The organism is Mesorhizobium sp. M1A.F.Ca.IN.020.04.1.1 (assembly GCF_003997315.1).
Taxonomy (GTDB): domain Bacteria; phylum Pseudomonadota; class Alphaproteobacteria; order Rhizobiales; family Rhizobiaceae; genus Mesorhizobium.
This window is the reverse complement of the sequence record NZ_RZSN01000082.1, coordinates 1-25,564: the sequence shown is the minus strand read 5'-3', so window position 1 is coordinate 25,564 and position 25,564 is coordinate 1. Positions and strand designations below refer to the sequence as shown.

General features: G+C 63.3%; 23 protein-coding genes and 2 pseudogenes. 14 read left to right on the top strand and 11 right to left on the bottom strand.

All coding sequences use genetic code 11. The features are described 5' to 3' along the window. Both EOA49_RS17660 and EOA49_RS17655 read left to right on the top strand, forming a co-directional pair. Positions 1 to 150 (top strand): annotated as a pseudogene (locus EOA49_RS17660) (sugar ABC transporter substrate-binding protein); the annotation flags it as partial. 170 nt (positions 151 to 320) lie between these two features. Further along, the gene (locus tag EOA49_RS17655) at positions 321 to 1,088 is read left to right on the top strand and encodes a FadR/GntR family transcriptional regulator (protein ID WP_127240323.1); all 768 of its coding nucleotides are present in this window, start codon (positions 321 to 323) and stop codon (positions 1,086 to 1,088) included. 18 nt (positions 1,089 to 1,106) lie between these two features. Here EOA49_RS17655 and EOA49_RS17650 read toward each other — a convergent pair whose 3' ends face one another. Then, the gene (locus EOA49_RS17650) at positions 1,107 to 2,045 is read right to left on the bottom strand and encodes an NAD(P)-dependent oxidoreductase (protein ID WP_095784042.1); all 939 of its coding nucleotides are present in this window, start codon (positions 2,043 to 2,045) and stop codon (positions 1,107 to 1,109) included. Positions 2,046 to 2,201: 156 nt separating this feature from the next. On the opposite strand from EOA49_RS17650, the gene EOA49_RS17645 reads away from it, so the two are divergent. Together EOA49_RS17645 and EOA49_RS17640 are read left to right on the top strand one after the other, a co-directional pair. Next, complete coding sequence (locus tag EOA49_RS17645; protein ID WP_127240320.1) at positions 2,202 to 3,098, top strand: NAD(P)-dependent oxidoreductase; 897 nt, start codon at positions 2,202 to 2,204, stop codon at positions 3,096 to 3,098. Positions 3,099 to 3,199: 101 nt separating this feature from the next. Next, the gene (locus EOA49_RS17640) at positions 3,200 to 3,976 is read left to right on the top strand and encodes a FadR/GntR family transcriptional regulator (protein WP_095779401.1); all 777 of its coding nucleotides are present in this window, start codon (positions 3,200 to 3,202) and stop codon (positions 3,974 to 3,976) included. Positions 3,977 to 4,022: 46 nt separating this feature from the next. Here the strand turns inward: EOA49_RS17640 and EOA49_RS17635 are convergent, their stop codons facing one another. Further along, entirely contained in the window at positions 4,023 to 4,310 is a 288-nt protein-coding gene (locus EOA49_RS17635; protein ID WP_127243272.1) for a DUF3175 domain-containing protein, read from the bottom strand. A gap of 193 nt (positions 4,311 to 4,503) precedes the next feature. Here EOA49_RS17635 and EOA49_RS17630 point away from each other — a divergent pair, with 193 nt between their 5' ends. The 10 genes from EOA49_RS17630 to EOA49_RS17585 all read left to right on the top strand — a co-directional run bounded on the left by EOA49_RS17630 (position 4,504) and on the right by EOA49_RS17585 (position 16,949). Beyond that, positions 4,504 to 5,736: an MFS transporter gene (locus EOA49_RS17630; protein ID WP_245460708.1), complete on the top strand. Its 1,233-nt coding sequence runs from the start codon at positions 4,504 to 4,506 to the stop codon at positions 5,734 to 5,736. A 236-nt stretch (positions 5,737 to 5,972) separates the two neighbouring features. Then, positions 5,973 to 7,055 carry a substrate-binding domain-containing protein gene (locus tag EOA49_RS17625; protein WP_066990516.1) on the top strand — a complete coding sequence of 361 codons (1,083 nt, stop codon included), beginning with the start codon at positions 5,973 to 5,975 and terminating at the stop codon, positions 7,053 to 7,055. A gap of 81 nt (positions 7,056 to 7,136) precedes the next feature. Then, positions 7,137 to 9,386 (top strand): ABC transporter permease, encoded by a 2,250-nt coding sequence (locus EOA49_RS17620; protein WP_127240318.1) that lies wholly within the window; start codon positions 7,137 to 7,139, stop codon positions 9,384 to 9,386. Further along, positions 9,379 to 10,161 (top strand): ATP-binding cassette domain-containing protein, encoded by a 783-nt coding sequence (locus tag EOA49_RS17615; RefSeq protein ID WP_066990523.1) that lies wholly within the window; start codon positions 9,379 to 9,381, stop codon positions 10,159 to 10,161. Before EOA49_RS17620 ends, EOA49_RS17615 begins: the two co-directional genes overlap by 8 nt. 193 nt (positions 10,162 to 10,354) lie before the next feature. Further along, the gene (locus EOA49_RS17610) at positions 10,355 to 11,383 is read left to right on the top strand and encodes a LacI family DNA-binding transcriptional regulator (RefSeq protein ID WP_067328901.1); all 1,029 of its coding nucleotides are present in this window, start codon (positions 10,355 to 10,357) and stop codon (positions 11,381 to 11,383) included. 295 nt (positions 11,384 to 11,678) lie between these two features. Further along, the gene (locus tag EOA49_RS17605) at positions 11,679 to 12,803 is read left to right on the top strand and encodes a sugar ABC transporter substrate-binding protein (protein WP_127243271.1); all 1,125 of its coding nucleotides are present in this window, start codon (positions 11,679 to 11,681) and stop codon (positions 12,801 to 12,803) included. A gap of 75 nt (positions 12,804 to 12,878) precedes the next feature. Then, positions 12,879 to 14,426, top strand: coding sequence for a sugar ABC transporter ATP-binding protein (locus EOA49_RS17600; RefSeq protein ID WP_095802328.1), 1,548 nt, complete (start codon positions 12,879 to 12,881; stop codon positions 14,424 to 14,426). After that, positions 14,423 to 15,403: an ABC transporter permease gene (locus EOA49_RS17595; RefSeq protein WP_066990536.1), complete on the top strand. Its 981-nt coding sequence runs from the start codon at positions 14,423 to 14,425 to the stop codon at positions 15,401 to 15,403. The genes EOA49_RS17600 and EOA49_RS17595 overlap by 4 nt, the downstream gene beginning before the upstream one ends. Continuing rightward, the gene (locus EOA49_RS17590; RefSeq protein WP_095802329.1) at positions 15,400 to 16,386 is read left to right on the top strand and encodes an ABC transporter permease; all 987 of its coding nucleotides are present in this window, start codon (positions 15,400 to 15,402) and stop codon (positions 16,384 to 16,386) included. The genes EOA49_RS17595 and EOA49_RS17590 overlap by 4 nt, the downstream gene beginning before the upstream one ends. A gap of 80 nt (positions 16,387 to 16,466) precedes the next feature. Continuing rightward, complete coding sequence (locus tag EOA49_RS17585; protein WP_082954084.1) at positions 16,467 to 16,949, top strand: gluconokinase; 483 nt, start codon at positions 16,467 to 16,469, stop codon at positions 16,947 to 16,949. A gap of 83 nt (positions 16,950 to 17,032) precedes the next feature. Here EOA49_RS17585 and EOA49_RS17580 read toward each other — a convergent pair whose 3' ends face one another. The 9 genes and pseudogenes from EOA49_RS17580 to EOA49_RS17540 form a co-directional block, all read right to left on the bottom strand. Further along, positions 17,033 to 18,184: a hypothetical protein gene (locus tag EOA49_RS17580; RefSeq protein ID WP_127241969.1), complete on the bottom strand. Its 1,152-nt coding sequence runs from the start codon at positions 18,182 to 18,184 to the stop codon at positions 17,033 to 17,035. Between the two features lie 95 nt (positions 18,185 to 18,279). Continuing rightward, entirely contained in the window at positions 18,280 to 18,729 is a 450-nt protein-coding gene (locus EOA49_RS17575) for an Rrf2 family transcriptional regulator (RefSeq protein WP_013530871.1), read from the bottom strand. Positions 18,730 to 18,986: 257 nt separating this feature from the next. After that, on the bottom strand, positions 18,987 to 19,976 hold the full coding sequence (locus tag EOA49_RS17570; RefSeq protein ID WP_095831662.1) for a sulfate ABC transporter substrate-binding protein: 990 nt from the start codon (positions 19,974 to 19,976) through the stop codon (positions 18,987 to 18,989). Positions 19,977 to 20,177: 201 nt separating this feature from the next. Next, entirely contained in the window at positions 20,178 to 21,218 is a 1,041-nt protein-coding gene (locus EOA49_RS17565; protein WP_095831663.1) for a sulfate/molybdate ABC transporter ATP-binding protein, read from the bottom strand. Positions 21,219 to 21,270: 52 nt separating this feature from the next. Beyond that, on the bottom strand, positions 21,271 to 22,155 hold the full coding sequence (gene cysW, locus EOA49_RS17560; protein ID WP_067328919.1) for a sulfate ABC transporter permease subunit CysW: 885 nt from the start codon (positions 22,153 to 22,155) through the stop codon (positions 21,271 to 21,273). Beyond that, positions 22,148 to 22,999: a sulfate ABC transporter permease subunit CysT gene (gene cysT / locus EOA49_RS17555; protein ID WP_066990552.1), complete on the bottom strand. Its 852-nt coding sequence runs from the start codon at positions 22,997 to 22,999 to the stop codon at positions 22,148 to 22,150. Before cysT ends, cysW begins: the two co-directional genes overlap by 8 nt. 109 nt (positions 23,000 to 23,108) lie before the next feature. Continuing rightward, on the bottom strand, positions 23,109 to 24,137 hold the full coding sequence (locus EOA49_RS17550) for a sulfate ABC transporter substrate-binding protein (RefSeq protein WP_127242007.1): 1,029 nt from the start codon (positions 24,135 to 24,137) through the stop codon (positions 23,109 to 23,111). Between the two features lie 200 nt (positions 24,138 to 24,337). After that, entirely contained in the window at positions 24,338 to 25,036 is a 699-nt protein-coding gene (locus EOA49_RS17545; protein WP_164747015.1) for a M15 family metallopeptidase, read from the bottom strand. Positions 25,037 to 25,136: 100 nt separating this feature from the next. Beyond that, a pseudogene (locus tag EOA49_RS17540) lies at positions 25,137 to 25,564 on the bottom strand (penicillin-binding protein 1C); the annotation flags it as partial.

Genomic DNA, 25,564 nt, shown 5'->3' with positions numbered 1-25,564 from the left:
GCACTGGTCGGCCAGCGGCCGTTCGAAATGGGCTACAAGGCGCCGTCGGTGATGCTCGACCTCATCCAGGGCAAGAAGGTCGACGATCCGGTCTTCACCGGCCTCGACGAATGCACCAAGGATACGGTCGACACCTGCATCCAGAAGTAGGCTTCGATCCCCGGGGCGCCCTTCGAAGGGCGCCCCTCCACCTTTCGCCAGGACTATGGGCGCGGCCTTGCCGGGGCGGCGGAGCCAAGAGTTTTTGCGCCAGAATTTTCTTATCCGGCAGAGTTTTTGCGGGCGTCTTGGAGCCCGCGACAGGAGGCACCGGAAGGCGGATGCCACGGGAAAAGTCTGGAAAGCGCTTAGCCGAGCCTGTACAGCCGGCCACGATGCGCCGACCCGAGGCGACGCGGATTGCCGGCCTCAGCGTGCACGCATCGCTCGCCGGCGAGATCGGCCTCAGGATCGTGCGCGGCGACTATCCGCCCGGAACTGTCCTGCCCAACGAAGCCAAATGGTCGGAAACCTTCAATGTCAGCCGCTCGGCGGTGCGCGAGGCCATCAAGATGCTGATGGCCAAGAGCCTGCTCGCGTCCCGCCCCAAGATCGGCAGTTGGGTCGAGCCGAGGGAGCGCTGGAACCTGCTCGACCGCGACGTGCTCGCCTGGTACGCGACCTCCCCTGACCGCGAGGTGTTTCTCAGAACGGTGCAGGAGTTCCGCCATATCATCGAGCCTGAGGCGGCCGCCTTCGCGGCGCTGCGGCGCTCCGACGAGCAGATGGTCGAAATCAGCCAGGCGTGCCGCGAGATGGGAGAGGCGGCGCATATCCAGGAGCGCACGCGCGCCGATACGCGATTCCATCTCGCCATCCTGCGCGCCTCCGGCAATGAACTGCTGGTGCCGCTTGGCGTGCTGATAGAATCGGCGCTCGATCATCTCTTCGTCTTCGTCACGCGCGAGCACAGCGACCAGCGGCGGGCCCAGTCCCTGCACGAGGCGATCGAGCGGAACATCCGCCTGCAGCGCCCGGCCGCGGCGAGAAGCGCGGTGCACAGGCTTCTCGCCAATACCGACGAGGTGATCGAGCTCTCGAGACGCTGACAGGCTTGGCCGCGGCTTTCAGATCGTCTGCTTTTTGCCGTCCTTCGACGGCATCAGGTCGACGCCGTTGAGCTTGCCGATATGGGTGGCCAGCATCGGCACATACTGCTCGGCCGGCCCCGCCGCGAAGGCGGTCGCGAACGAATTCTTGGTGGCGTTGCCAAGCGGATTGGCGATGCCGGCAGCGCCGGCCATCGATTCCAGATAGGTCAAATCCTTGAAGGCATTGGCGATGGAGAATTTGTGGGCGTCGCGGTCGCCTTCCAGCGTCCAGCGCATGAAGGTCTGGTAGAAGCCGCAATCCATGCGGCCGTTGCGGATCACGCTGTCGAAGCGGGGCGGCGAGATGCCGACCTTCTGCGCCAGCGCCAAGGCTTCCGAATAGATCGCCGCGTAGCCGAGCGAGATGAAGTTGTTGAGCAGCTTCATGCGGTGGCCGTCGCCGGTGTCACCGATATGGACGATGCGGCCGGCCCAGGTTTCGATCACCGGCTTCAACCGTGCGAACACCGCGTCGGGCGCGCCGACCATGGCGTCGAGCGTGCCTTCCCAGGCCTCCTTCGGCGTGCGACTGAGCGGCGCGTCGACATAGTCGACGCCGAGCGCCCTGAGTTCGGCTGCCAGCGCGACGGTGGAGACGGGGTCGGATGTCGAGCAATCGACGACCACGCAGCCTTGCTTCAGACCTTCCTTCAGCCCGCCGGGGCCGCGGATGATCGCCTCGACCTCACGCGAGCCGGTGACGCAGATGAAGACGATGTCGGAGGCCGCTGCCACTTCTTTGGACGTGGCCACTTCCTTTGCGCCGCGGCCGAGCAGGTCATCCGCCGGCTTGCGGTTCTTGCGGCCGAGGAAGGTGAGCGGATAGCCCTTGTCGACGATGTTCTTGGCGATGCCATGCCCCATCAGGCCGAGGCCGATGAAACCGATGTTTTCGCGGGCAGCGGTGGTGGTCATGTCGTTTCGTCCCTGTCTTTCCTGATGGTCGGCGCCGGCGCGACCGGCCGGCGAGCATTGCTGGAGAAGGTTTTCGCGGATCGCGGTTGGCAGGCCGTTGCTGAATGCCATATTGTCTGACAATACACACAATCCTTGAGAAATGTGGAGAGCAAAATGACGAAGCGCATCATGTTCACCGGCGGCAGCGGCAAGGCCGGCCGCCATGTCGTGCAGTATCTGGTCGAGCATGGCTGCCAGGTGCTCAACATCGACACCAAGCCGCTCGACAACCCGAAGGTGCGCACGCTGATCACCGACATTACCGACAGCGGCCAGGTGTTCAACGCGCTGTCGAGCTATGCCGGGCTGCATGAATTCGATCCATCGCAGCGCGCACAGCCGGTCGACGCCGTGGTGCATTTTGCCGCCATCCCGCGGATCATGATCACCCCGGACAACGAGGTGTTCCGCATCAACGCGATGGGCACCTACAACGTCATCGAAGCGGCGGTGAAACTCGGCATCCGCAAGGTGATCATCGCCTCCAGCGAGACGACCTACGGCCTGGTCTTCGCCAACGAGCCGCGCAACCCGACCCATTTCCCGCTCGACGAGGACTATGACGTCGATCCGATGGACAGCTACGCCCTGTCCAAGATCGTCAACGAAAAGACGGCGCGCGCCTTCGCGCTGCGCAGCGGTTTCGACATCTATGCGCTGCGCATCGGCAACGTCATCGAGCCGCATGAATATGCGCTGTTCCCGAAATGGTTTGCCGATCCCGGTTTCCGCAAGCGCATTGCCTGGAGCTATATCGACGCCCGCGATCTCGGCCAGATCGCCTTGCGCGCCATCGAGAAGGATGGGCTGGGCTATCAGGTGTTCAACGCCGCCAATGACGAGACCTCGTCCGATCTGCCGACGGCCGAGTTGCTGAAGCGTTTCTATCCAGGCGTGCCGGTGAAAGCCGAGCTCGGTGAATTCGAGACGCTACTGTCCAACCGCAAGGCGCGGGACGTGCTCGGCTTCCGCCCCGAACACAGCTGGCGCAAATACGTCAAAACAGCGTGAGGGCCGACAAACATAGGTTGAGCTGTGCACAGCGCGGCGTCTAGCGGCAAAGGCGGCCTTGCCGCGCTTGACAGCTTCTGAAAACCGGACTTTCTGGGCGTATGCGGGACGCAAAGCCGAACAACGAAAAGAGGCCGACGAAAGCGGCATCCGCCGAGCGTATGGCTGGCGTTCGCCGGCCGGACGCGCCGCGCATCCCTGGTGCCAGCGTGCACACCTCGCTGGCCAGCGAAATCGGCCTTCGGATCGTGCGCGGCGACTACCCGCCGGGCACCATCCTGCCCAACGAGGCCAAATGGTCGGAGACTTTCGACGTCAGCCGCTCGGCGGTGCGCGAGGCGATCAAGATGCTGATGGCCAAGAGCCTTCTGGCATCACGTCCGAAAATCGGCAGCTGGGTTGAGCCGAAGGAGCGCTGGAACCTGCTCGACCGCGACGTGCTCTCCTGGTACGCGACGTCGCCGGACCGTGAAGTCTTCCTGAAGACGGTGCAGGAATTCCGCCACATCATCGAGCCCGAGGCGACGGCTTTTGCCGCAATGCGGCGCACCGATGAGCAGATGGCCGAGATCAGCCAGGCCTGCCGCGAGATGGGCGAGGCGACCAATTTGCAGGAGCGGACGCGCGCCGACACCCGCTTCCACCTGGCCATTCTCAGGGCCTCCGGCAACGATCTCCTGGTGCCCCTGGGCGTCCTGATCGAATCCGCCTTCAATCATCTCTTCGCCTATACGACACGCGAGCTGGACGACCTGCAGCACGCCCAGAAACTGCACGAAGCGATCGAGAGGAACATCCGGCTGCAGCGGCCGGATGCTGCGCGCAACGCCGTGCGCAAGCTGCTCGCGAATACCGACGACGTCATCCGCTCGCGCTAAGGCCTACCGATACCCGGGTGAGGCCCGGTCCGACCTCGACAAGTCCTTAGTCTTCCTTCTCGCGCCCGAAAGCGACGCGCAACTCGTCCTTGGCCTTTTCCAGAACTCGCTTGCGCTTCTCCGGCAGGTTCCTGCCGGCGCGGTTGATGTAGAAATTCAGAATCGACATCGCGGATCGGAACGGCTCAGCCTTGCGGCGATGGCTGTGCTCAGACGAGCGCTTCAGCGAGGTGGCGATCCTCTTGGCATCGTCGGATTCGAAAATGTGCTCCTCGAGATCCAGCGCATCGCTGTGCGCGGTCACTTCGGCCGACCATTTTTTCCTGGCGGTCATGGCGAACCTCCTTCCTGGGGCACAACTCCCCTTGGGCACAACGCTCTCTTGGGGCAAAAACTCTGGGCGGCATGGCCGGTTCCCGATTTCTGGAGCCACGGATTTGTCCCTTGTGGCGCTGCTCGGCACCGGGAATGCGCCGATACTTGGGGTGGAAACCGCCCGATCACCAGCAAGCGCGGACAGGAAAGGTGTGACGACAACCGTCTCCAGCCGGGCAGATGGCCCCAGCATCGACAGCGCCTATGCATGGGTACGGCTCGGCGTCTCGATGCTTTTGTCGACGATCGGCGGCGCCGGCATGTGGGCGGTGGTCGTCGTTCTGCCCGCCGTGCAGGCCGAATTCGGCGTCGACAGGGCCGCGGCTTCAATGCCTTATACCGCGACCATGGTCGGCTTCGCCGCCGGCAATATGCTGGTCGGACGCGCCATCGACCGCATGGGTTACTGGATCCCGGCGCTCGTCTCTGCGATTGCGCTCGGCGCGGGCTTCCTGCTCGCCTCGCTGACCAGCTCGATCCTTGCGTTCAGCCTTGTCCAGGGGCTTCTGATCGGACTCGGCACATCGGCGATCTTCGGCCCGTTGATCGCCGACATCTCGCACTGGTTCAACCGGCGCCGCGGGGTCGCGGTGACCGCGGCCGCATCCGGCAGCTATCTTGCCGGAGCAGTCTGGCCGACGGTGATGCCCTATGTCATGCAAGGCGAAGGCTGGCGGTTCACCTATGCCGCGATCGGCATCTTCTGCCTCGCTACCATGGTGCCGCTGGTGCTGATGCTGCGCCGCGGCGCGCCGCGCGAAGCCACCCATGGCTCGCCGGGAAGCCGGCCGACGCAGCCAATCTCGCTGTCGCCGGCGGCGTTGCAGATGCTGCTGGTGATTGCCGGCTTCGGCTGCTGCATGGCGATGTCGATGCCGCAAGTGCATATCGTCGCCTATTGCATGGATCTCGGCTACGGCGTCGCGCGCGCCGCCGACATGTTGTCGATCATGCTGGCGGCGGGCGTTGTCAGCCGCATTGGCTCAGGTTTCCTCGCCGATCGCATCGGCGCGGTGAAAACCTTGATCATCGGTTCGGCGCTGCAATGCTTGTCGCTGCTGTTCTATATTCCCTTCGACGGGCTGGCTTCGCTTTATGTGGTGTCGCTGGTGTTCGGCCTCTCGCAAGGCGGCATCGTTCCCTGCTATGCGATCATCGTGCGCGACTACATGCCGGCCAAGGAAGCCGGCCAGCGCGTCGGCATCGTCCTGATGGCGACGATCTTCGGCATGGCCGTCGGCGGCTGGATGTCGGGCTGGATCTACGATCTAACCGGCTCCTATGCCGCCGCCTTCCTCAACGGCATCGCCTGGAACCTGGTCAATCTCGCGGCGATTTTGCTGCTTGTGTGGAAGGCGAGGCGAGGCGCGGAAGCGCCAGCCTGATTTCCGCCGGCAACCCTGGCCATTCCAACCTTGTCTACCGGCGCAAAGGGAGGGGTCAGGTGATACTCGTCCGTGCTCTTTCGTATGGCGTCGCGCCCGAATACTGGGTGCAGCAGGCTATTTACTTGGAAAGGCTTTGGGCGGAATATTGCGAAAGTGGGAGGAAGCAGTCGGAAAATCTCCTGAATAAATGCGCTCGAACGGCTTCCGCCCGTTGAATGCAAGGGAGGATAATCATGAGACGTACTTTCCCGCTCGCGGCATCCGCCGCGGCGTTGTTGCTCGGCGTGCCCTCCGCCTTCGCGCAGTCCGGCGGCGTCGAGAAAGCAGTCGGCGGCTACAGCTTCGAGGAAGCCGCAAAGGAAGCCCCCACCACCAAGGATTTCCATTCGGCCGATGGCCATCTCACCTTCGCCATCGTCACACATACGGCCGGCAACGGCTTCTTCGATCCGGTCTATGTCGGCGCAACCGCCGCCGGCAATCTGATCGGCGCCAAGATACTGCTGCTCGGCTCGGAATCTCCGACCGACGACCCGGCCCGCGAGATCGAAATCCTGAATCAGATTGTGCAGGATCCGACGATCGACGGGCTGATCATGACAACGCCCCAGGTCGGCGCCTATAACGACATCGTCAAGGCCGCCGGAGCCAAGGGCATACCGGTAGCAACGACCAATTCCTTCGACGGCACGATCCTCGACCGCAGCGGCATCAGCCACACCGGTCAGGACGCCTCCGCCGCGGCGATCGCCGGCGAGGCACTCGTCAAGTGCCTGGCGGACAAGGGTATCGAGAAGGGCTCGATCGTTCTGCCGTCATCGACCGCGATGGGCAACATCGAGGTGAACAATCGCGTCACCGCGGCCTTCAACGCGATCGTCAAAGGCCTGAAGGATGCCGGCAAGCTCGAGGCCTTCAAGGTCGACGCAGGTCCCGAGAACACCGGCATCGACACCAATCCGAACGATCCGGTGAACGGCATCGTGACGCTGTTCGAGTCGCGCGGTGATGTTGTCGGCGCCTTCGCCGGCAACAACGTGTTCACGCCTGCGCTGGCCAAGGCCGTCGCCCAAACCGGAAAGACTGGCAAGATCTGCGCCTATGGGTTTGACCTCGGTCCGGCGCAGCAGGATGCGTTGAAGAGCGGCGACCTGACCGGCGCGCTCGGGCAGCAGCCCTTCCTGCAGGGCTTCTATCCGGTCATGCAACTCTATCTGCAGATCGATCGCGGCATCGCGGCCGCCAATCTCGACACGCGCGCCCAACTCGTGACGCAAGAGACCGTTGGAAAGGTCGGCAAGCGTTTCGAGAACTGAATGTCAAAGCGACACTGAACCCGGCGCGGGAGGGCTGGTATCTTCCCGCGCATTTTGGCCTTCGGAACCCTCTATCAAAGAATGCCCGCTGAAGCTCTCGCTCGTCGCCTTCCACCCCAGCTCCTCGGCGGCTGGGAAATGGGATTGCTTGCCCTGCTGGCGCTGATCTATCTCGGCGGCGCTGCCGTCAATCCGACGTTTTTCGGCTCGCCGGAGGCGTTCCATGCACTGCTTCGCGATACCTCGCGGGTCGCCATCATCGCCGTCGGAATGACCTTCGTCATCATCAACAAGGACCTCGACCTTTCGGTCGGTTCCATCTACGGCCTTGTGGCCGTCGTTTTTGCGAGGCTGTTCGCGCCAAGCTTCGCCGATCTCGGCATCGTCATGTCGGTGACCGTCTGCGTCCTTCTTGGGATGTTGATCGGCCTCGTCAACGGCGTGCTCGTTACCATCCTAAAAGTGCCGGCGTTCATCGCCACCTTGACCACGCTTCTGATCGGCCGCGGCTTCGTCCTCGCCCTGACGCACGGTCAGGCGATCTACTATCCAGGAAAAGCGAAGGAGGCCCCGCTCTTCTTCCATCTCGGCGAGACGAACGTCTTCGGCTTCAACAACCAGATCGCAATCTTCGCGGTCGTTGCCGTGATCGGCGCCTACGTGCTCGCCAACACTCGCTGGGGCTACGAAACCTTTGCGACGGGCGGCAACGAGCAGGCAGCAGTCTATGCTGGCATACCGACGAACTGGGTGCGCATCCGTGCCTATCTGCTCTCGTCGCTCTGTGCCGCCGTTGCCGGCCTCCTGTCGGCCGCTCAGGACAAGGGCGTGACCCCGCTTTACGGCGTCAGCGGCGAACTGACCGTCATCGCCGCGGTGATCATCGGCGGCGCTTCCATTCTAGGCGGTCGCGGCCGAGTCGCCGGATCCTGCCTCGGCGCCATGCTGGTCGTTCTGCTCGACAAGGTGCTGCGCGAGGGTTTGCCGATCACGCGCACCATCAAAATCGGCGAGGAGGAGGTGACGGTCAACGCCGTCTACTCCCTGCCAGTGGGCGCGGTTCCGGTCTTCCTCGGACTGCTGCTTGTCATCGCCGTGCTGATCGAACCCTATCTCATCCGCCGCCAGGTCGCGGCGCGCCTCTGGGCATGGCTGCGCGGCAGGCCGCCGCCCCCGGCCTTCGAGATCGGCGGGGTCGCGCTCGAGGGCGTGGTGACCAAGGGCGCGATGGCGACCGACATCGCACTGTCGGCAACGGGGTTCGGCAAGTTCCTCGCCCGGCGCGATGCCCTCGCCGTCATCCTGACAGTGGTGCTGTGGCTCACGGGTCTTTTCCTCAGGCCGGATTACTGGTGGAACCTGTCCAACACTTTCGCGATCCTGCTCAACTATACGGAACTGGCGCTGATCACGGTCGGGCTTACCTACGTCATCGCGGCCGGCGATATCGATCTCTCCGTCGGAGCCGTCCTGGCGCTCGCCGGCAGCGCGGCGGCCTATTTCCTGAAGGTCCTGGGCGCCGACCCCGTCACCGCTGTCGCGATGGGCCTCCTTGCGGGAATGCTTGCCGGCCTCGTCAACGCTGTCGTCGCCGTTGGCTTGAAACTGCCGGCCTTCATCGCAACGCTTGGCATGTTCTACATCGCCCGCGGCCTCGCGGCCTGGTTCGTCGCCGGGCAGCAGCTTACCGGCTGGCCGGAGGGCTACAATTTGCTCGGCCGCAAGGTGAATGACATCCTCCTTTACTTCAGCATCGTGCTTCCGGATGGCATCCTCAGAACACTGGCCGAGGTGGTCAGCGTGCAGACGGTCTGGATGATCTTCGTCGCCGGGATTGCCGGTGTCGTGCTCGCCTACACGCCGTTCGGGCAAAAGGTCTATGCAACCGGCGGCAACATCCGCGCCGCCGCCTATGCCGGCATCAACACCAACCGGGCGCGCTTCATCTCGCTCATGCTGGCGGCGTTCTGCGCGACGATGGCCGGGATCATCAACGTCGCCTATTTCCGAAGCTTCAACCCCGTTGCAGGCCAGTTCCGCGAACTCGACGCCATCGCGTCGGTGATCATCGGCGGCGGGTCGATCTTCGGCGGCTACGGCACCATGCTGGGTTCTCTGGCCGGTGCAGCCGTGATCACACTGGTTAGGGCGCTCCTGCAGCTCAATGTCCAGGGCTTCAGCATGCCGCAGCATTGGATCAATGTCTTCATCGGCGTCATCCTCATTGTCGCGGTGTTGATCGACATCTGGGTGCGCCAGGCCAATATCTTCGGTCGCCTGCGAGCCCGCCTCGCGCGAGGCGCACGAACCCGGGAAACCATTCATGCCTGATGCTGCGTTGCCTCAACCGATCGTGGAAATGCGAAGCATCGAAAAAGCCTTCGGTGCCGTTCAGGCGCTTCGGAAAGTCGATCTAGTGCTCTATCCCGGAGAGATCCTTGGACTGGTCGGCGACAACTCGGCCGGCAAGTCGACGCTCATGAAGATCCTGACCGGCGCCTATCAGCGCGACGCCGGCGAAATCCTCGTCGCCGGTCAACCGGTGCACTTCAAGAGTCCGCATGAGAGCCGCGATGCGGGCATCGAGATGATCTACCAGGATTTCGCTCTTTGCGGAAACATGGATGTCGGCCAGAACATCTTTCTCGGCCGCTGGCCGCGCAAAGGCCCTTTTGTCAATCGCCGCAAGATGTACGCGGAAGCCGATAGCGTGCTGAAGCGGCTGAAGGTGGACGTGAACTCCGTTTTCCAGAAGGTCGAGAGCCTGTCGGGCGGTCGCCAGCAATCCGTGGCGATTGCCCGCGCGATTTCGTTCGAGCCACGCGTCGTGATCCTCGACGAACCGACCGCCAATCTCTCGGTGATGGCGACCGCGCGGCTCCTCGAGACCATGCTGGAACTGAAAAGGCAGGGTGTTGCCCAGATCATCATCTCGCATCGGCTGGTCGACATTTTCGCCGTAGGCGACCGTGTCATGGTGCTCAAGCGCGGCGAGAATGTCGGCGACCGTCATGTCAGGAACACCGACGAGCACGAGGTCCTTGAGATCATCGTCTCCGGCACGCGGGAGCAGGCGCTTACGGCCGATCAGGCGAGGGCGGTCTGACGACCGAGGCATTGACCTGGGGGGTTTATCGCCTCTGCCGGGGGTCGGCTGAACCAATATTCGTCGGCTTGACAACGGCCATGGCCTGCGCGACCCAACCGGATTGGGACGGGCTGCGAAACATGGTTGCTGTGGCTAAACTGTTGATCGTCAACTCGCCGCTGCGCTCCTTTCGTGCAAAAAGGACAAGGCGGTGACAAGGCCGCGCTCGCGGCGCGGCGGCGGCCGCCCGACCATCGCCGATGTGGCGCGCAAGGCGGGCGTCGGCGCCATCACCGTGTCGCGTGCGCTGCGCGAGCCTGGGCGGGTCTCGGAAGATCTGCGCCGGCAGATACAGGTCGCCGTCGACGAGCTCGGTTACATCCCGGACCCCAATGCGCGCGCATTGGCTTCGGCGCGCGCGGAGGTCTTCGGCGTGCTGGTGCCGTCGCTCACCAATAATGTCTTTGCCGAAGTGGTGCGCGGCATCTATGACAGTCTTTCGGACAGCCCTTTCCGCATCCAGATGGGCAATACCCACTATTCGGGCCTGGAAGAGGAGCGGCTGCTGCAGCTGTTCGCCTCGCAGCGCCCGGCGGCGCTTATCGTCGCCGGCATCGACCAGACGCCGCAGTCGCGAAAGCTGCTGGAGACGGCCGGCTGCCCGGTGGTGCAAGTGATGGAAACCGGACACGATCCGGTCGATATGCTGGTCGGCTTCTCGCATTTCGACGGTGGCCGCGCTGCCACCGAGCACCTGATCGAGGCAGGTTATCGGCGCATCGGTTTCATCGGCGCGCGCATGGACCCGCGCTCGCAGCGGCGCCTTGCCGGCTATCGCGCGGCCATGGAGTCGGCCGGCCTGTTCGATCCCCGCCTGGTCACCACCACGCCGCTACTGTCCAGCGTGACGCTCGGCCGCGAGCTTTTGCGCGATGCTCTGGCCAAGATGCCGTCGCTCGACGGCGTCTTCTGCAACAATGACGATATCGCGCTGGGGGTCTTGTTCGAATGTCGCCGCGCCGCCATCGCGGTACCGAAGGCCATCGGCATCGTCGGCTTCAACGACCTCGACATGATGCAGGCGGCGTTCCCGTCGGTCACCAGCGTTCGCACGCATCGTTATGAAATCGGACGGCAGGCAGTGGCGATGGCGCTGGCGGCGATTGCGGGCCGGAGGCCCCAGCAGAGGGTTGTCGATCTCGGTTTCGAGCTCATTCGCCGCGAGAGCACCGCACGTTGAAACACGCAAAGACGACTGTGCAAATGCCGGTTTACTACCTTGCATGGTAGCGCTACCATCTTCTGCGTCGAGCAATAAGATGGCAGACGCGAGGCGCTGTTTATTATACATAAGCAAACAGTCCGTACTTGTTTATTATGTATAATATGATAGTTTGCTGAATTGCCCTCAGGCGAGGCAAGAGGAGGCAGCGGGCGGCAAAGGTCGGCCGGCAGGCGATTGGATGCGGCAGGAGGTGCCGGCCAAAACGCCAGGACTTAATCAACAAGCAGAACTGCAACTGGGAGGAATACTGATGATCAAGTCACTTGTTGGCGGTGTGGTTGCCGCCACTGCATTTTTCATGCTGAGCTCGTCGGCGATCGCCGATCCGGAAATCGTCAAAGGGCCCTCGGCCGAGCCCGACTGCTTCGCGCCCTGGGCGGCCGACACACAATTCTTCAAATATCCGAAGAAGGAAGGGCCCTATCGCATCGCGCTCGCGAACGGCTATATCGCCAATACCTGGCGCATCCAGATGATCCAGACGGCCAAAGCCTATGCCGCGCAGCCGGACGTTGCCAAGAAGCTGAAGGAATTCAAGGTGGTGTCGACCGGCGAGGATGTGCCGGCGCAGATCTCGGCGATCAATAACTTCATTGATTCCGGCTTCGACGCGATCGTCGTCAACGCCCAGAACCCGACCGCGTTCGGGCCTGTGATCAAGCGCGCCAAGGAAGCCGGTGTCATCCTGGTTGCCTTCGACAACATCCTCGACACCAAGGAGGCCATCAACGTCAATGTCGACCAGAAGGGGCTCGGCGAATTGTGGGGCAAATGGCTGGTCTCGCACGTTCCGAACGGCGGCAAAGTGCTTGAGGTGCGCGGCGTCGCGGGTACCTCCGTCGATACCGACCGGCACAATGGCATTCACGAGGTTCTCAACGCGTCGGGCAAGAAATGGGACGTCACCGAGGTCGTCGGCAAGTGGGACGACGGCGTGGCGCAGAAAGCCACGGCCGACGCGATCGCCACCAGCGGACCGTTCGACGGCATCACAGGGCAAGGCGGCGATACCGGCATCGTGCAGGCGATGATCGACGCCAAGCATCCGTTCGTGCCGTTCGGCGGCGAGACGGAAAACGGCTTCCGCAAATTCTGCGCGGCGCATGCGGCGGACGGGCTGAAATGTTCGTCGGCCGGTACCGGCCCGGCGCAGGTTGCCGTTGCCATCAAGACGGCGATTGCCGCGCTCGAAGGCAATGTCGTGCCGCAGTCGGTCAAGCTGCCTTTGGCCATCGTCGAGGATCCGAACTTCAAGGCAGGGCAGGACTACTTCCCCGATCAGTCCGACAATTTCTTCGTCGGCAATTCCTTCCCGACCTGCGGCATCAATTTCACCGCGCAGGAAATCATGGGCCAGACCAAGGAAAACAAATAGTCTGACGGACCGACGTCGCGGAAGCCGCGACGCCGGCCGCTTGATGCCAATCACGAACTGGCCTGGGGAGGGCTGATGAACGGCGCGGCTCCGCTCTTCCGCATGGAAGGCATATCCAAGCGCTATGGCGGCGTGCGCGCCCTGGAAAAGGCCGATCTCACCGTCACGGCCGGCAGTATCCACGCCATTCTCGGTGAGAACGGCGCCGGCAAATCGACTTTGATCAAGGTCATGGCCGGTGTCGTTGCGCCGGATGAAGGTACCATGACCCTGGACGGCCGCGAGGTGACATTTGCTTCGCCCGCCGCGGCAAACCAGGCCGGCATCGTCTGCATCTTTCAGGAGCTGTCGCTCATTCCGGAGCTGAGCGTCGCCGACAACATCGTCATATCCGATCCGCCGAAACGCTTCGGCATGATCGACCGCAAGGCGCAACGGCGCCTCGCGGAACAGGCGCTTGCCCGCGCGGGTGCCGCCGATATTCACCCCCTGGCGCTGATCAAGGACCTGCCGCTCTCGCGACGACAGATGGTCGAGATCGCCAAGGCGTTGGCCAGGAAGCCGCGCATCCTGATCCTCGACGAAGCGACGTCGGCGCTGACCGCCGCCGATGTCGCGAAGGTCTTCGAGGTGCTGAAGCGGTTGCGCCAGGAAGGGCTGGCGCTGCTCTATATCTCCCACCGAATGAACGAGATCTCCGAGCTTGCCGACCAGTGCACGGTGTTTCGCAACGGCCGCAATGTTGCCAGCTATCGGGCTGGATCGAAGAGCGACAACGAAGTCGTCGAGCTGATGATCGGCCGAGAATACAGCCACATCTTTCCGCCGAAGCCGACCAGGCCCCAGACGGTTGCGGCTCCTGTGCTGGAGGCGCGCAACCTGTCCTGGAGCGATAGGCTGGACAATATCTCGCTCTCGGTTGCGGCCGGCGAGGTCGTAGGATTGGGCGGGCTCGACGGGCAGGGTCAGCGTGAGCTGCTGCTGGCGTTCTTCGGCGTTCTGCGAGGTCTTTCCGGGCAGATCCTGGTCGACGGCAAGAAGGTTTCGATTGCCAGCCCGGCAGCCGCCAGCGATGACCGTATCGGCATGGCGCTGATCCCGGAAGACCGCAAGACGGAAGGGCTGATGCTGCCGATGACGGTGCGCGAGAACCTTTCCTTCGCAGCACTAGACAGGCTGTCCAAGGCCAGCGTCATCGACCGTGCCGCCGAGCAGCGGCTGATCGATGACATGGTTGAATTACTGGCCATCAAGACGGCGGGGCTCGATATCCCTGTCGGGGCGCTGTCCGGCGGCAACCAGCAGAAGGTGGTGATCGCCAAATGGCTGATGCGGCAGCCGCGCATCATTCTGCTCAACGATCCGACGCGCGGCATCGATGTCGGCACCAAGCAGGAGCTCTATCAGCTGATGCGTAAGCTCGCCGACGCCGGCGCCGCGATATTGTTTTATTCGACCGACTATGACGAGCTGATCGGCTGCTGCGACCGCGTGCTCGTGCTTTATGACGGCGCCATCAAGCGCGAGCTGGTTGGCGCCGATATCACCGAGCACGCGCTGATCGCCAGCGCGCTGAATATCCACGGCGGCAGCGGGCGGGCAGAACAAGGAGAGGGCGCGTGAAGGATTGGCGCTATTGGCTGGCCGAACAGCGCGGAACGCTGCTGGCGTTCGCCATCTTCATCGTCATGTTCGCGATCTACAGCGGCAATCATCCAGCCGGCTTCACGGCCAATGTCGTGCAGACGGCGGCGAACAAGGGCGTTCTGCTTGCCTTCGTGGCGATGGCGCAAACGCTGGTTGTGATCACCGCCGGCATCGATCTCTCGGTCGGCATGATCTTCACGCTGACCAATTGCATGGCTTCCTGGCTCGTCATCGGCACGGGTCTCGAGACGGCGTTCGGATTGGTGGCTGTGCTTGGCACCGGGCTCGTCTGCGGGGCAATCAACGGCGCCATCGTGATCTACGGGCGCCTGCAGCCGATCGTCGCTACGATAGCGACGGGCGCCGTCTATTTCGGTCTCGCGCTGCTTTTGCGACCGGTTCCCGGCGGATCGGTCAACGAGGACGTCGCCGATTTCCTGACAGGGCGCTTCTTCGGCGTCGTGCCGGCAAGCCTGATGGCGCTGTTCGTCGTCGTGCTTGTCGTGTGGGTGCCGTTCCGCCGCTCCGAGCTCGGCCGCGCCGCTTACGCTGCGGGCTCGTCCGAAACGGCAGCCTATATGTCGGGTGTGCCGATCCGCAGGGGCAAGTTCCTTGCCTATACGCTGGCCGGACTGCTTGCCGCGATTGGCGGCCTGTTCCTCACCTTCTTTACCTATACGGGCGAGGCTGCCTATGCGAGCGGCAATGCCTACACGTTGTTCTCGATCGCGGCAGTTGTGCTCGGCGGCGTCTCGCTGTTCGGGGGCAAAGGCAGCGCTATTGGCGCGATCTTCGGAGCGCTCGCCTTCCGCACCATCGGCGACCTGCTGTTCGTCTTCGATTTCGACCCGCTCTGGCAGCCGCTGTTCCAGGGCATCATCCTGTTGATCGCGGTCAGCCTCGGCGCCTTCGCGCTGTTTCGGGTGCGCAACCGGCTGGAGTGGTTCCTGTGAGCGAAACGACGCTTGGCGGCATCGCCAGCCGCATGCCGAAATTCATCCGCCGCGCCGATCCGGCGGTGGCGACCGCCTTTGCCTGCATCGTTATCCTGCTTCTGCTAGGTAGCCTCTATTCGCGCAGTTTTCTCTCGCCGGAATATCTCCTGCAGCAGCTGAAGGTCGCGTCATTCCTCGGCGTGATCGCCACCGGCATGATGCTGGTAATCCTGCTCGGCCAGATCGACCTTTCCGTGCCGTGGTCGGTGGCGACCGGCGCGATGATGGCCTGTGCCGCTGCAGCCTACGGTCCGGTCGGCGTCGCGCTCGCCATCCCGTTCGGCGTCCTGTGCGGGGTCGCGATCGGCATCGTCAACGGCGTCGGCGTGGCTTATTTGCGCATTCCCTCGATGATCATCACTCTAGCCACCAACGCCGTCGCGCAAGGGCTGATGGTGGTCTATACGGGCGGGTTCTCGCCGCAGGATTCGGCGACAGCGGCGATGCGCTACCTTGCGACCGGCTTCACCATTCCGGGGGTGCCGAACGCGGTGATCATCTGGGCGCTGATAGGGGCGGCAATGGTTTTCGTGCTGACCCGCACCTCCTTCGGCCGCGTCGTTTACGGCATCGGTAACCGTGAGCGCGCCGCCTATCTTTCCGGAATCGACACGCGCCGCGTGGTGCTGATTGCCTTTGCCGTCTCCGGCGGGCTCTCGGCCTTCGGGGGCGTCCTGCTCGCGGGCTACGCATCGAAGGCGGCGCAGTCGATGGGCGACGCCTATCTGTTGCCGTCGATCGCCGCCGTGGTGCTGGGCGGCACTTCGATCCTCGGCGGCCGCGGCTCATATCTTGGCACCGTCGCCGGCGTGATCCTGATCACGCTGCTGCAATCGATCCTGTCGGTCATGCAGATGCCGGAGGCGGGGCGGCAGATCATTTACGGCGTCGTGATCGTGGCCATGCTTTTGCTCTATGGCCGTGCGCCGGCAAGCCGCTGACTGTGGATGAAGGATCGTAAGGTCACAGCCGTCGGAGGTTTCCATTGAACGACATCCGGTCAGCGCCGGCCATAGTCGTGATGGGGGTCGCCGGCTGCGGCAAGACGGTGATGGGCGAAGCGCTGGCCGAGGCGCTGGGCGCGGTCTTCATCGAGGGCGACCGGTTGCATCCGCCGAAAAACGTGGCGCGCATGGCGCGCGGCGAGCCGCTGACGGATGCGTTGCGCGAGGGTTGGCTCGATGCCATCGGCGAGCGCATCGCAGCCTCGGTCGGCGAGGGACACAAGCCGGTGGCGGCCTGTTCGGCGCTGAAGCGCAGCTACCGGAACCGGCTGCTCAGCTTTTGCCCGGGCATCGTCTTCCTCTATCTGAAGATCGATCGCGAGACTGCCCGGCGACGGGTGTCGGGGCGCAAAGGCCATTTCATGCCGGCGAGTCTGGTCGACAGCCAGTTCGCGACCCTGGAAGAACCGGAGCCGGACGAACCGGCGGTGACGGCGGATGGCGCGCGGAGCGTCGCGGCCATCCTTAAGCAAGCACTGAGCTCAAGCCCCTCGAGCTGACCAGATTTAGGCGACGCACTTTTCAGTCTTCGTTCTGATGCATGTCGTTGACCCAAAACCGCTGCGCGTCTGGGGGAAATGCATTATGCGGCGTCGGCGCCGATCGCGGCTTGATCCTGCTGTCCGGTGAGCCGGTTGGCGCTGGACCAGGCCATCATCTGCTCGGGATGCAGTTTGACCGCTTCCAGCAGTCGGTCGCGCTTGAGCAGGATATAGGCCGCTTGCAGAACGAGGTTCTTTGCCGCCACGTCCTTTGCCGGCCGGGATGCAGGCTGGACAGCGTTGGGCTTCAGTTCGGGACTGACGATCGCCCGGTATTCGCGAAAGGGCACTGTCTCCAGGGTCGACATGCCAAACAGCGCAGCGCCGGCGCGCGCCGCAAAATTCGCCGGCGCCGAGGCGTGGTGGGTCCAGCCACGCTCGCCCATGGCGCTCTCGGTGAAGGTAGATCCCGCGTGGATGGTGTTGGTCATCAGCACGACTCCGTTCTCCTTCAGCGTCTTCTGGATGCGCGCCGTAACCTGGTAGGCTTCGGCGCGCTCAAAGACGATGCGGCTCTTCAGAAACCGGTTTTCGACCTCGACCAGCGGCTTGTTGATCACATGCAGGCCGAATTTGCTTTCCGAAAAGCCGTGGAAGTTGACGCTCACCTGGTGCGCTTCGATGCCGGCTTCGAAGAGGGCGCGCTTGCCCATGATGCTCTGGGCGGCGAACTGATCGCACCAGACGATGGCGCCGCGGCCGCGCTGCAAGGCCTCGCGCAAGCCGTCGATGCCTTCCAGCCGGATCGCCGGCGACCAGCGCCTGCCAGGCGCCAGATGAGCGGCAAGCATCAGACGGCGGCGATGCGCGGCGGCGAGATGTCCCCTGAAAAGGCTTCGCGTGTCGGCATCATCGCCAAGCACCGCTTTGATCGCCACGTCATACCGCGCGAAATCCTTGCGAAAATGACGCTTGCGTCGAAGCGTCGAAACCCAATCGCAGATCGGCGCCCACCAGGCCACCGGCAGCACCGCCGCCACCCCGAGATAGAACATGGATAGCAGGCTTTCGCGCAGATCCTTGTTGGAGACGCTGCGCAACTTGCCGGGGCGGAGGAGCTTGCGGCTGAAGAAGCGGACGGTCTCGCCGCGCTCCGGCACTGCAACGTCGGCGATGATCTCGGTATGATAGATGCTGGCGGATGACGGTTGCCGGTTGGCCCTGCGGGACTTGCCAAGCCGAGGCAGCCTCATGCGTTAGATACCCCCAAACCTTGATCCATCCGTCAGACGATTTACAGCGTCTGTCGCGGACAGACAACCAACGGCGAGACGGCGCGGCTGAGCGGTCAGATCTGCGACGTGAGTTCGACCGGGAAATCGTCGTTGTCGGCGTCGCGCATGGCGGCGAGGCTGCGGTTGTCGAGCACCTCGGCGATCGCCTGGCGCACTTCCAGCATCATGTGGCGGACCTGGCACGTCGCCTCGTCGCAGTCCTCGCAGCGCTGATATTGCGTGCGGCTGGCGCAAGGGATCGGCGCCAGCGGCCCGTCGAGCACGCGCACGACATGGCCGATCTTGATCTCGGAAGCGGGCCTGGCGAGGCGATAGCCGCCTTCCTTGCCCTTGCGGCTCTGGACGAAGCCGGCATTGCGCAATTCGCCCAGAATGGCGTCCAGGAACTTCTTCGGGATGTTGTTTGCGACCGCTATGTCGTTGACGAATGCAAGCTGGCCAGCCGGCAGGCCGGAAAGATGCACGAGAGCCTTGAGGCCATATTTGCCTTTTTTGGTCAGCATGCCCGATTCAGTTTATCAAACCCCAAGCGCCTGCATCTGGCGGTTGTTTGTGTGCAAATCATGACAGTTTTGGCCGCGCTAGGCGGTTTGGCACAGCAATTCATCCACACAGGTTAGGCACAAACGCGTTGATTCTTCGTAATGTTTTTCACATTGGCCGCGTCGATTTCGCCGGCAAAGTGATGCCGGCTCCAGATTGAAAAAAGCCGGCGATGCCGACGGCGATGACGGCTTTCCACTTCTTTTGATTGTAAGCGCTACCGGCTGCCATAGGCCTGATCGAGCAAGCCGCCTGCCGCGAAATGCTCTTTCTGCACCCTGTCCCAGCCGCCGAAGACCTCGTCTACAGTCAACAGGCGCACGTCGGGAAACTCGGCCTTGTATTTGGCGGCCACTGCTGCGTCGCGGGCCCGCAGGCCGTTGCGGGCGGCAATGTCCTGGCCCTCGGGCGAATAGAGGAATTCGAGATAGGTCTTGGCGAGATCGCGGCTGCCGTGCTCGTCGGCGATCTTATCGACGATCGCCACCGGGAATTCGGCCAGCAGGCTGACTGAAGGCGTGACCTGCTCGAACTTGTCGTCGCCATATTCCCTGCGGATGCCGCGCGTTTCGGATTCGAAGGTGATCAGCACGTCGCCGATCTCGCGCTGCACGAAGGTGGTGGTGGCGGCGCGGCCGCCGGTGTCGAAGATCGGCACGTTGGCGAACAGCTTGGCGATGAACTCCTTCACCTTGGCGTCGTCGCCCTTGAAGGCCTCCTTGGCGTAAGCGGTGGCAGCGAGATAGGTATAGCGCGCATTGCCTGATGTCTTCGGGTTGGGGAAGATCACCTGCACGTCGTCACGCACCAGATCGTTCCAGTCCTTGATGTGCTTGGGATTGCCAGCACGAACAAGGAAGGACGGCAGCGAATAGAAAGGCGATGCGTTGTCTGGGAAATCCTTCTGCCAGTCCGCGGAGATCAGACCCCTCTTGACCAGGAAATCGACGTCGGTGACCTGGTTGAAGGTGACGACGTCGGCTGCCAAACCTTCCGCGATGGCACGAGCCTGCGCCGAGGTTCCGGCGTGGGACTGATCGACGGTCACGCCGGGATGCTCAGCGATGAAAGCCTTGTTGATGTCGGCAAACAATTCGCGGCCGACGTCGTAGGAGGCATTGAGCAGCTTGTCGGCCGACCAGGCTTGGGAGGACGCGAGGACGACGAAGCCGGCAAGCGTGGCAATACCCAGCAATAAGCGCTTCATGAAAACGGTCCTCCTCCAGACAATCAGAACTATGGTGTGACCATAAAAAGGAAAGCCTGGCTGCGCGAGGCACGCGGTCCGGGGGACGCACGAGCAGCGGGAAAATCTCCCGCCCGAACAGCCGCTTGGTAGGATTTTCTTCCAACCTGATTCATCGCGGCTCCTCTACCGGGCGCCCGGACGTGGCAGGCGGCAAATAGGTCAGGAGGCCGGGAAAAGCTTCCAGCGCCTCGGCCTGAAAGCCACCCGGCTCTTCTGTGCCGCCGGATGGTCGACCGGCAGCTCGATCTCGACGCGCTGACGCTCGCCGCCGATCTCGAGCTCGACCCGCCTTGTGCCGGCGACGCGGCGGCTGGCGGCGACCGTCCCGGCAATGCAGCCGCTGCAGCCGTCGAGCAGCTCGACATCGTGCGGACGAAAGTAGAGCAGGGCCTCTCCCGACTGCGCATGCGGTGCCTGCAGACCGACCGGCCGGTCGGCCAGCCAGATCTCGCCATTGTCAACCTTGACCGGCAGCGAGCTCGATTCGCCGATGAAGCTGTAGACGAAAGGCGAGTTCGGCGTGTCGTAGATCTCGTCGGCCGAGCCGACCTGCTCGATGCGACCTTGGCTCATGACGACAACGCGGTCGGCGAGTTCGAGCGCCTCCTCCTGGTCGTGGGTAACGAAGACCGTGGTGTGGCCGGTGGCGTCGTGGATTTCGCGCAGCCAGCGGCGCAACTCGCGGCGCACCTGCGCGTCAAGGGCGCCGAATGGCTCGTCGAGCAAAAGCACCTTGGGCTCGATGGCCATGGCGCGAGCGAGCGCCACGCGCTGGCGCTGGCCGCCGGAAAGCTGCGCCGGATAGCGCTTTTCCAGCCCCGACAGCTGGACGAGGTCGAGGAGTTCCGAAGCGCGGCGGCGGATCTCCTGCGCCGAGGGACGCGCGGCGCCGTGCCGGACCTTGAGGCCGAAGCCGATATTGTCGGCAACCGTCATGTGTCGGAACAGAGCGTAATGCTGGAACACGAAGCCGACATTGCGCTCCTGGATCGACTTCTGCGAGGCATCCTCTTCGCCGAAGAAGATGGCGCCCTTGGTGGGCCGCTCCAGGCCGGCGATCAGGCGGAGCAGCGTCGTCTTGCCGGAACCGGATGGCCCGAGCAGCGCGATAAGCTCGCCCGACCTGATGTCGAGCGAAACGTCGTGGAGCGCCGGAAACCGCTCGAACTCCTTGCGCACGTTGACAACGCGAACTTCCATACAGATCCCTCAATCAGTTGATGCATGCTACGCGGTTTCGGGCGGCATGCATCTAATGTCCGCGCGTCGCGGCAATCTCGGCGCCGTAGCGCATCTCCAGAAGTGTTTTCAAGACCAGCGTCACCAAAGCCAGACCGGCGAGCAGCGAAGCGACCGCGAAGGCGCCGACGGCGTTATACTCATTGTAGAGAATTTCCACATGCAGCGGCATGGTGTTGGTGAGGCCGCGAATATGACCCGAGACCACCGACACGGCGCCGAACTCGCCCATGGCGCGCGCGTTGCAGAGTAGCACGCCGTAGAGCAGGCCCCATTTGACGTTGGGCAGCGTCACATACCAGAAGGCCTGCCAGCCATTGGCGCCGAGTGACAGAGCCGCCTCCTCGTCGCCATTGCCCTGTTCCTGCATCAGCGGGATCAGCTCGCGGGCGACGAAGGGGAAGGTGACGAAGATGGTTGCGAGCACAATGCCCGGCACGGCGAACAGGATGACGATGCCATGCGCCTTCAGCCACGCGCCGAGCAGGCCTTGAGCCCCGAAGAGGAGCACATAAACCAGGCCGGAAATGACGGGCGACACCGAGAACGGCAGGTCGATGAGGGTGGTCAGAAAGGCCTTGCCCTTGAACTCGAACTTGGCGATCGCCCAGGCAGCCGAGATGCCGAAAATGAGGTTGAGCGGCACGGAGATCGCCGCCACCAGCAGCGTCAGGCGGATCGCCGAGCGCGTGTCGGGGCTGGCAAGCGCCTCCGTGTAGGCGCCGATGCCTTTGCTAAGCGCCTCGTGGAAGACAACGATCAGCGGCAGAAGCAGGAAGACGGCGAGGAAGGCGAAGGCTATTCCCATCGCCACCCAGCGCACCGGCCGACTTTCGGTCACCGCGGCCGACTGGCTTTCGTGATGCGGTTCATAGGATTTGATCTCGGGATCAGCCATAGCGCTTGCGGCTCCATGTCTGGACGAGGTTGACGACCAAAAGCATCACGAAGGACAGCGCCAGCATGATCGCGGCGATCGCGGTCGCCGCCTCGTAATTGTATTCCTCGAGCCTGATGACGATGAGGAGCGGCGCGATCTCCGACTTGAAGGGCAGGTTGCCGGCGATGAAGATGACCGAGCCGTATTCGCCGACACCGCGCGCGAAGGCGAGCGAGAAGCCGGTGACGATGGCCGGCGCCAGTCCCGGGAAGAGTACGCGGGTGATGGTCTGGAAGCGGTTGGCGCCAAGCGTGGCGGCAGCTTCCTCGACCTCCCTGTCGAGCTCCTCCATGATCGGCTGGACGGTGCGCACCACGAAGGGCAGGCCGATGAACACCAAGGCGATGACGATGCCGAGCGGGGTGTAGGCGACCTTTATGCCGAGCGGCATCAGAAGCTGGCCGATCCAGCCATTCGGCGCATAGAGCGTGGTGAGCGCGATACCGGCGACTGCGGTGGGCAAGGCGAAGGGCAGGTCGACCATCGCATCGGCGATGCGTCGGCCGGGGAAGCGGTAGCGGACCAGCACCCAGGCGACGATGGTGCCGAAGACGACGTTGACCGCGGCGGCCAGGAAGGCGGTGCCGAAGCTGATCTTCAGCGCATTGAGAGTGCGCCGGTCGACGGCGATCGCCCAGAAGTCGGTCCAGCCGAGCGCGGCCGAACGCCAGACCAGCCCCGAAAGCGGAATGAGGATGATGAGCGTGAGGTAGGCAAGCGAGAAGCCGAGCGTCAATCCGAAGCCCGGAATGACACTCGGCTGTCTGAACCGCCACCCCGCCTTGGCGGGTGCTGTGTTCATGCTGTTCTGGATCGTCCCTTCTTACTCAGACCAGAGTGCCCTTCGCCTCGGCTCGGGCACTCGTACAATAGACCCAATCAGGTTTCATCCGGCCTATGGCCGCCATGCTTCATTGGGCGGGCTTGTAAATCTGGTCGAATATACCACCGTCGCCGAAATGATAAGGCTGCGCCTTCTTCCAACCGCCGAATTGCGGATCGTCGATGGTGACAAGCTTGATTGCTGGGAGCTTGGCGAGATCCTCGGCAGGCACCAGGTCGGGCTTGGCCGGACGATAGTGGTTCTTGGCGATGATGGTCTGAGCTTCCTTCGAATAGAGCCATCTCAGATAAGCCTCGGCGACCTTGCGGGTGCCCTTGGCGTCGACATTGCCGTCGACGACGGCGACCGGCGGCTCGGCCAGGATCGAGGTCGGCGGGTAGACGATGTCGAAATTGTCGGCGCCGAATTCATCAAGCGCGAGATAGGCTTCGTTCTCCCAGGCGATCAGCACGTCGCCCAGCCCCTTCTGCGCAAAGGTCACGGTCGAGCCGCGGGCACCGGTATCGAGGACCGGGACATTCGCATAGAGCTTGCCGACGAACTCCTTGGTCTTGGCTTCGTCATTGCCGTCATTGGCATTGGCATAAGCCCAGGCGGCGAGGTAGTTCCAGCGCGCGCCGCCCGAGGTCTTGGGGTTCGGCGTGATTACCTGGACGCCGTCCTTCACCAGATCGCTCCAGTCATGGATGCCCTTGGGATTGCCCTTGCGCACCAGGAAGATGATGGTCGAGGTGTAGGGGGCCGAGTTGTTCTCGAACTTCGTGCGCCAGTCCGGATTGATCTTTTTCGTCTTCGCGGCAATGGCGTTGATGTCGCCTTCGAGCGCCAGCGTCACGACATCGGCGTCGAGACCGTCGATGACGGCTCGCGCTTGGGCGCCGGATCCGCCATGCGACTGTTGGATGGTAACGGTTTCTCCGGTCTCCGCCTTCCAGTGCGCGGTGAAGGCCTCGTCATAGGCTTTGTAGAGCTCACGTGTCGGGTCGTAGGACACATTCAGAATGGTCGTATCGGCAAATGCGAAACCGAGCGAGCCGAACTGGACAGATGTGGCGACCAGCGCGCCGAGCAGTTTCCCGAAATGAGGGTTGGTCATTTCCGCCTCCGTTGAACGGCCCGAACTCTAGCGAATTTATAGAAATTAGATGCACTCAATGTTGCCTTTTTCATCTCCTTGCAGCAATTTTTCGCCGAGGGGCGGCCAGTCGAGGAAATATCTTCCTCACTTGCCAGCAGCGTGGTTCCTCGTCAGCGGGCCTAATTAGAACCGGCCGCGATCCGGGCAAGTCCTGTGCCCTAGTCGGCGGTCACCGTAAAATCGAAGCGCTGCTTTGGAAACGGCTCGTCGGCGAGGGTGAAATGCCACCATTCCCGCGCATAGTTGCGGAAGCCGGCGGCGCGCATGGCCGAAAGCAGCATCGTGCGGTTTGCCGTCGCTTGGAGGGGCAGCGGGCGGTGGGCCGTCTCGCTCGCCGAATCGAAACAGTCGAATCCGGTGCCGAAGTCGAGCGTGCGGGCGTCAGTCGCGCCGCAAGCGGAATGAGCCGGGCTTGTCTTGTCAAGCTCAGCGACGGCGAGGTCAACGGTCGAGCCCCGCGAGTGGCTGGACAGTTCGCCGACATAGCCCTCGGCGATGAGGTCGCCGCGCTCGACCTTCGGATACCATTGCGGATCGGGCGGGCCGCCTTGCCTTGTCCATCTGACCATGTCGGCGACGGCGCGTGCCGGGCGGTAACAGTCGAAGACGATCAGCGTGAGGCCCTCGGCCGTCATTGCTTTCTGGACGCCGGACAGCGCCTTCGCCGCCGGCGCGGTCAGGATGCAGACCGGCGCTTCGTAGCCGTCGACCTCGCGCTGCAGGAAGTTTCCCAGCCCGGCATAGCGGATGTCCTGGCGAATGGTCGGATCGACATCGGCGAGCCGGACGAATCCGGCGGGCAGGGGGTCGGCGTGGGCGGAGAAGGCAGCCAGGAGAGCCAGTGCCGGGAGGATTATAGCTGCTCCCGCTGAAGGACGGGTGTGCTTCGCAATAAGCCTCGAGAGAAGTGCCTTTCGATCCTTGAAAGGCGCAACGCGCCGAATCGCTTGCCCGCTTCTATTCAACGAAAACCTTCACGCTGGCCGCGCGGCCGGCGGCGTCGATAACGGTGAGCGTCGAATAGCCGGTGCCGTCGGGCTGCCAGGTCGCGATGCGGCGGCGGTCGATGCCGGCGAGCGGCTTGCCGTTGGCAAGCCAGCGGAAGGGCGCGCGGCCGCCCTGCAGCTTCAGCACAAGCGGCGAAGCGTCCGCCGAATTGGTGCCGAGGTCGACGCGAGCCCCGTCCGGCGGGAAGACGATGGTGGGCGCCGGTTCAGTCGGCGTTGCCTGCACTAGCCCGTCGGAGCCGGCGCCGAAGCGGGCGAGCGTCACCGGCAATTCTTCGTGTTTGGGATTGAAAAGACCCGGCGGCCGGCCGGGCAGCGGCACGCTGGCCAAACCCGAGCGGACAAAACCTTCGAACAGAATGGGCGCGGCCGAAACAT

Excerpts from the sequence above, each read along its gene's own strand:
- EOA49_RS17655 (WP_127240323.1), top strand. The coding sequence starts at position 321 with ATGCCACGGGAAAAGTCTGGAAAGCGCTTAGCCGAGCCTGTACAGCCG.
- EOA49_RS17650 (WP_095784042.1), bottom strand. The coding sequence starts at position 2,045 with ATGACCACCACCGCTGCCCGCGAAAACATCGGTTTCATCGGCCTCGGC.
- EOA49_RS17645 (WP_127240320.1), top strand. The coding sequence starts at position 2,202 with ATGACGAAGCGCATCATGTTCACCGGCGGCAGCGGCAAGGCCGGCCGC.
- EOA49_RS17640 (WP_095779401.1), top strand. The coding sequence starts at position 3,200 with ATGCGGGACGCAAAGCCGAACAACGAAAAGAGGCCGACGAAAGCGGCA.
- EOA49_RS17635 (WP_127243272.1), bottom strand. The coding sequence starts at position 4,310 with ATGACCGCCAGGAAAAAATGGTCGGCCGAAGTGACCGCGCACAGCGAT.
- EOA49_RS17625 (WP_066990516.1), top strand. The coding sequence starts at position 5,973 with ATGAGACGTACTTTCCCGCTCGCGGCATCCGCCGCGGCGTTGTTGCTC.
- EOA49_RS17620 (WP_127240318.1), top strand. The coding sequence starts at position 7,137 with ATGCCCGCTGAAGCTCTCGCTCGTCGCCTTCCACCCCAGCTCCTCGGC.
- EOA49_RS17615 (WP_066990523.1), top strand. The coding sequence starts at position 9,379 with ATGCCTGATGCTGCGTTGCCTCAACCGATCGTGGAAATGCGAAGCATC.
- EOA49_RS17605 (WP_127243271.1), top strand. The coding sequence starts at position 11,679 with ATGATCAAGTCACTTGTTGGCGGTGTGGTTGCCGCCACTGCATTTTTC.
- EOA49_RS17600 (WP_095802328.1), top strand. The coding sequence starts at position 12,879 with ATGAACGGCGCGGCTCCGCTCTTCCGCATGGAAGGCATATCCAAGCGC.
- EOA49_RS17585 (WP_082954084.1), top strand. The coding sequence starts at position 16,467 with ATGGGGGTCGCCGGCTGCGGCAAGACGGTGATGGGCGAAGCGCTGGCC.
- EOA49_RS17580 (WP_127241969.1), bottom strand. The coding sequence starts at position 18,184 with ATGAGGCTGCCTCGGCTTGGCAAGTCCCGCAGGGCCAACCGGCAACCG.
- EOA49_RS17575 (WP_013530871.1), bottom strand. The coding sequence starts at position 18,729 with ATGCTGACCAAAAAAGGCAAATATGGCCTCAAGGCTCTCGTGCATCTT.
- EOA49_RS17570 (WP_095831662.1), bottom strand. The coding sequence starts at position 19,976 with ATGAAGCGCTTATTGCTGGGTATTGCCACGCTTGCCGGCTTCGTCGTC.
- EOA49_RS17565 (WP_095831663.1), bottom strand. The coding sequence starts at position 21,218 with ATGGAAGTTCGCGTTGTCAACGTGCGCAAGGAGTTCGAGCGGTTTCCG.
- cysW (WP_067328919.1), bottom strand. The coding sequence starts at position 22,155 with ATGGCTGATCCCGAGATCAAATCCTATGAACCGCATCACGAAAGCCAG.
- cysT (WP_066990552.1), bottom strand. The coding sequence starts at position 22,999 with ATGAACACAGCACCCGCCAAGGCGGGGTGGCGGTTCAGACAGCCGAGT.
- EOA49_RS17550 (WP_127242007.1), bottom strand. The coding sequence starts at position 24,137 with ATGACCAACCCTCATTTCGGGAAACTGCTCGGCGCGCTGGTCGCCACA.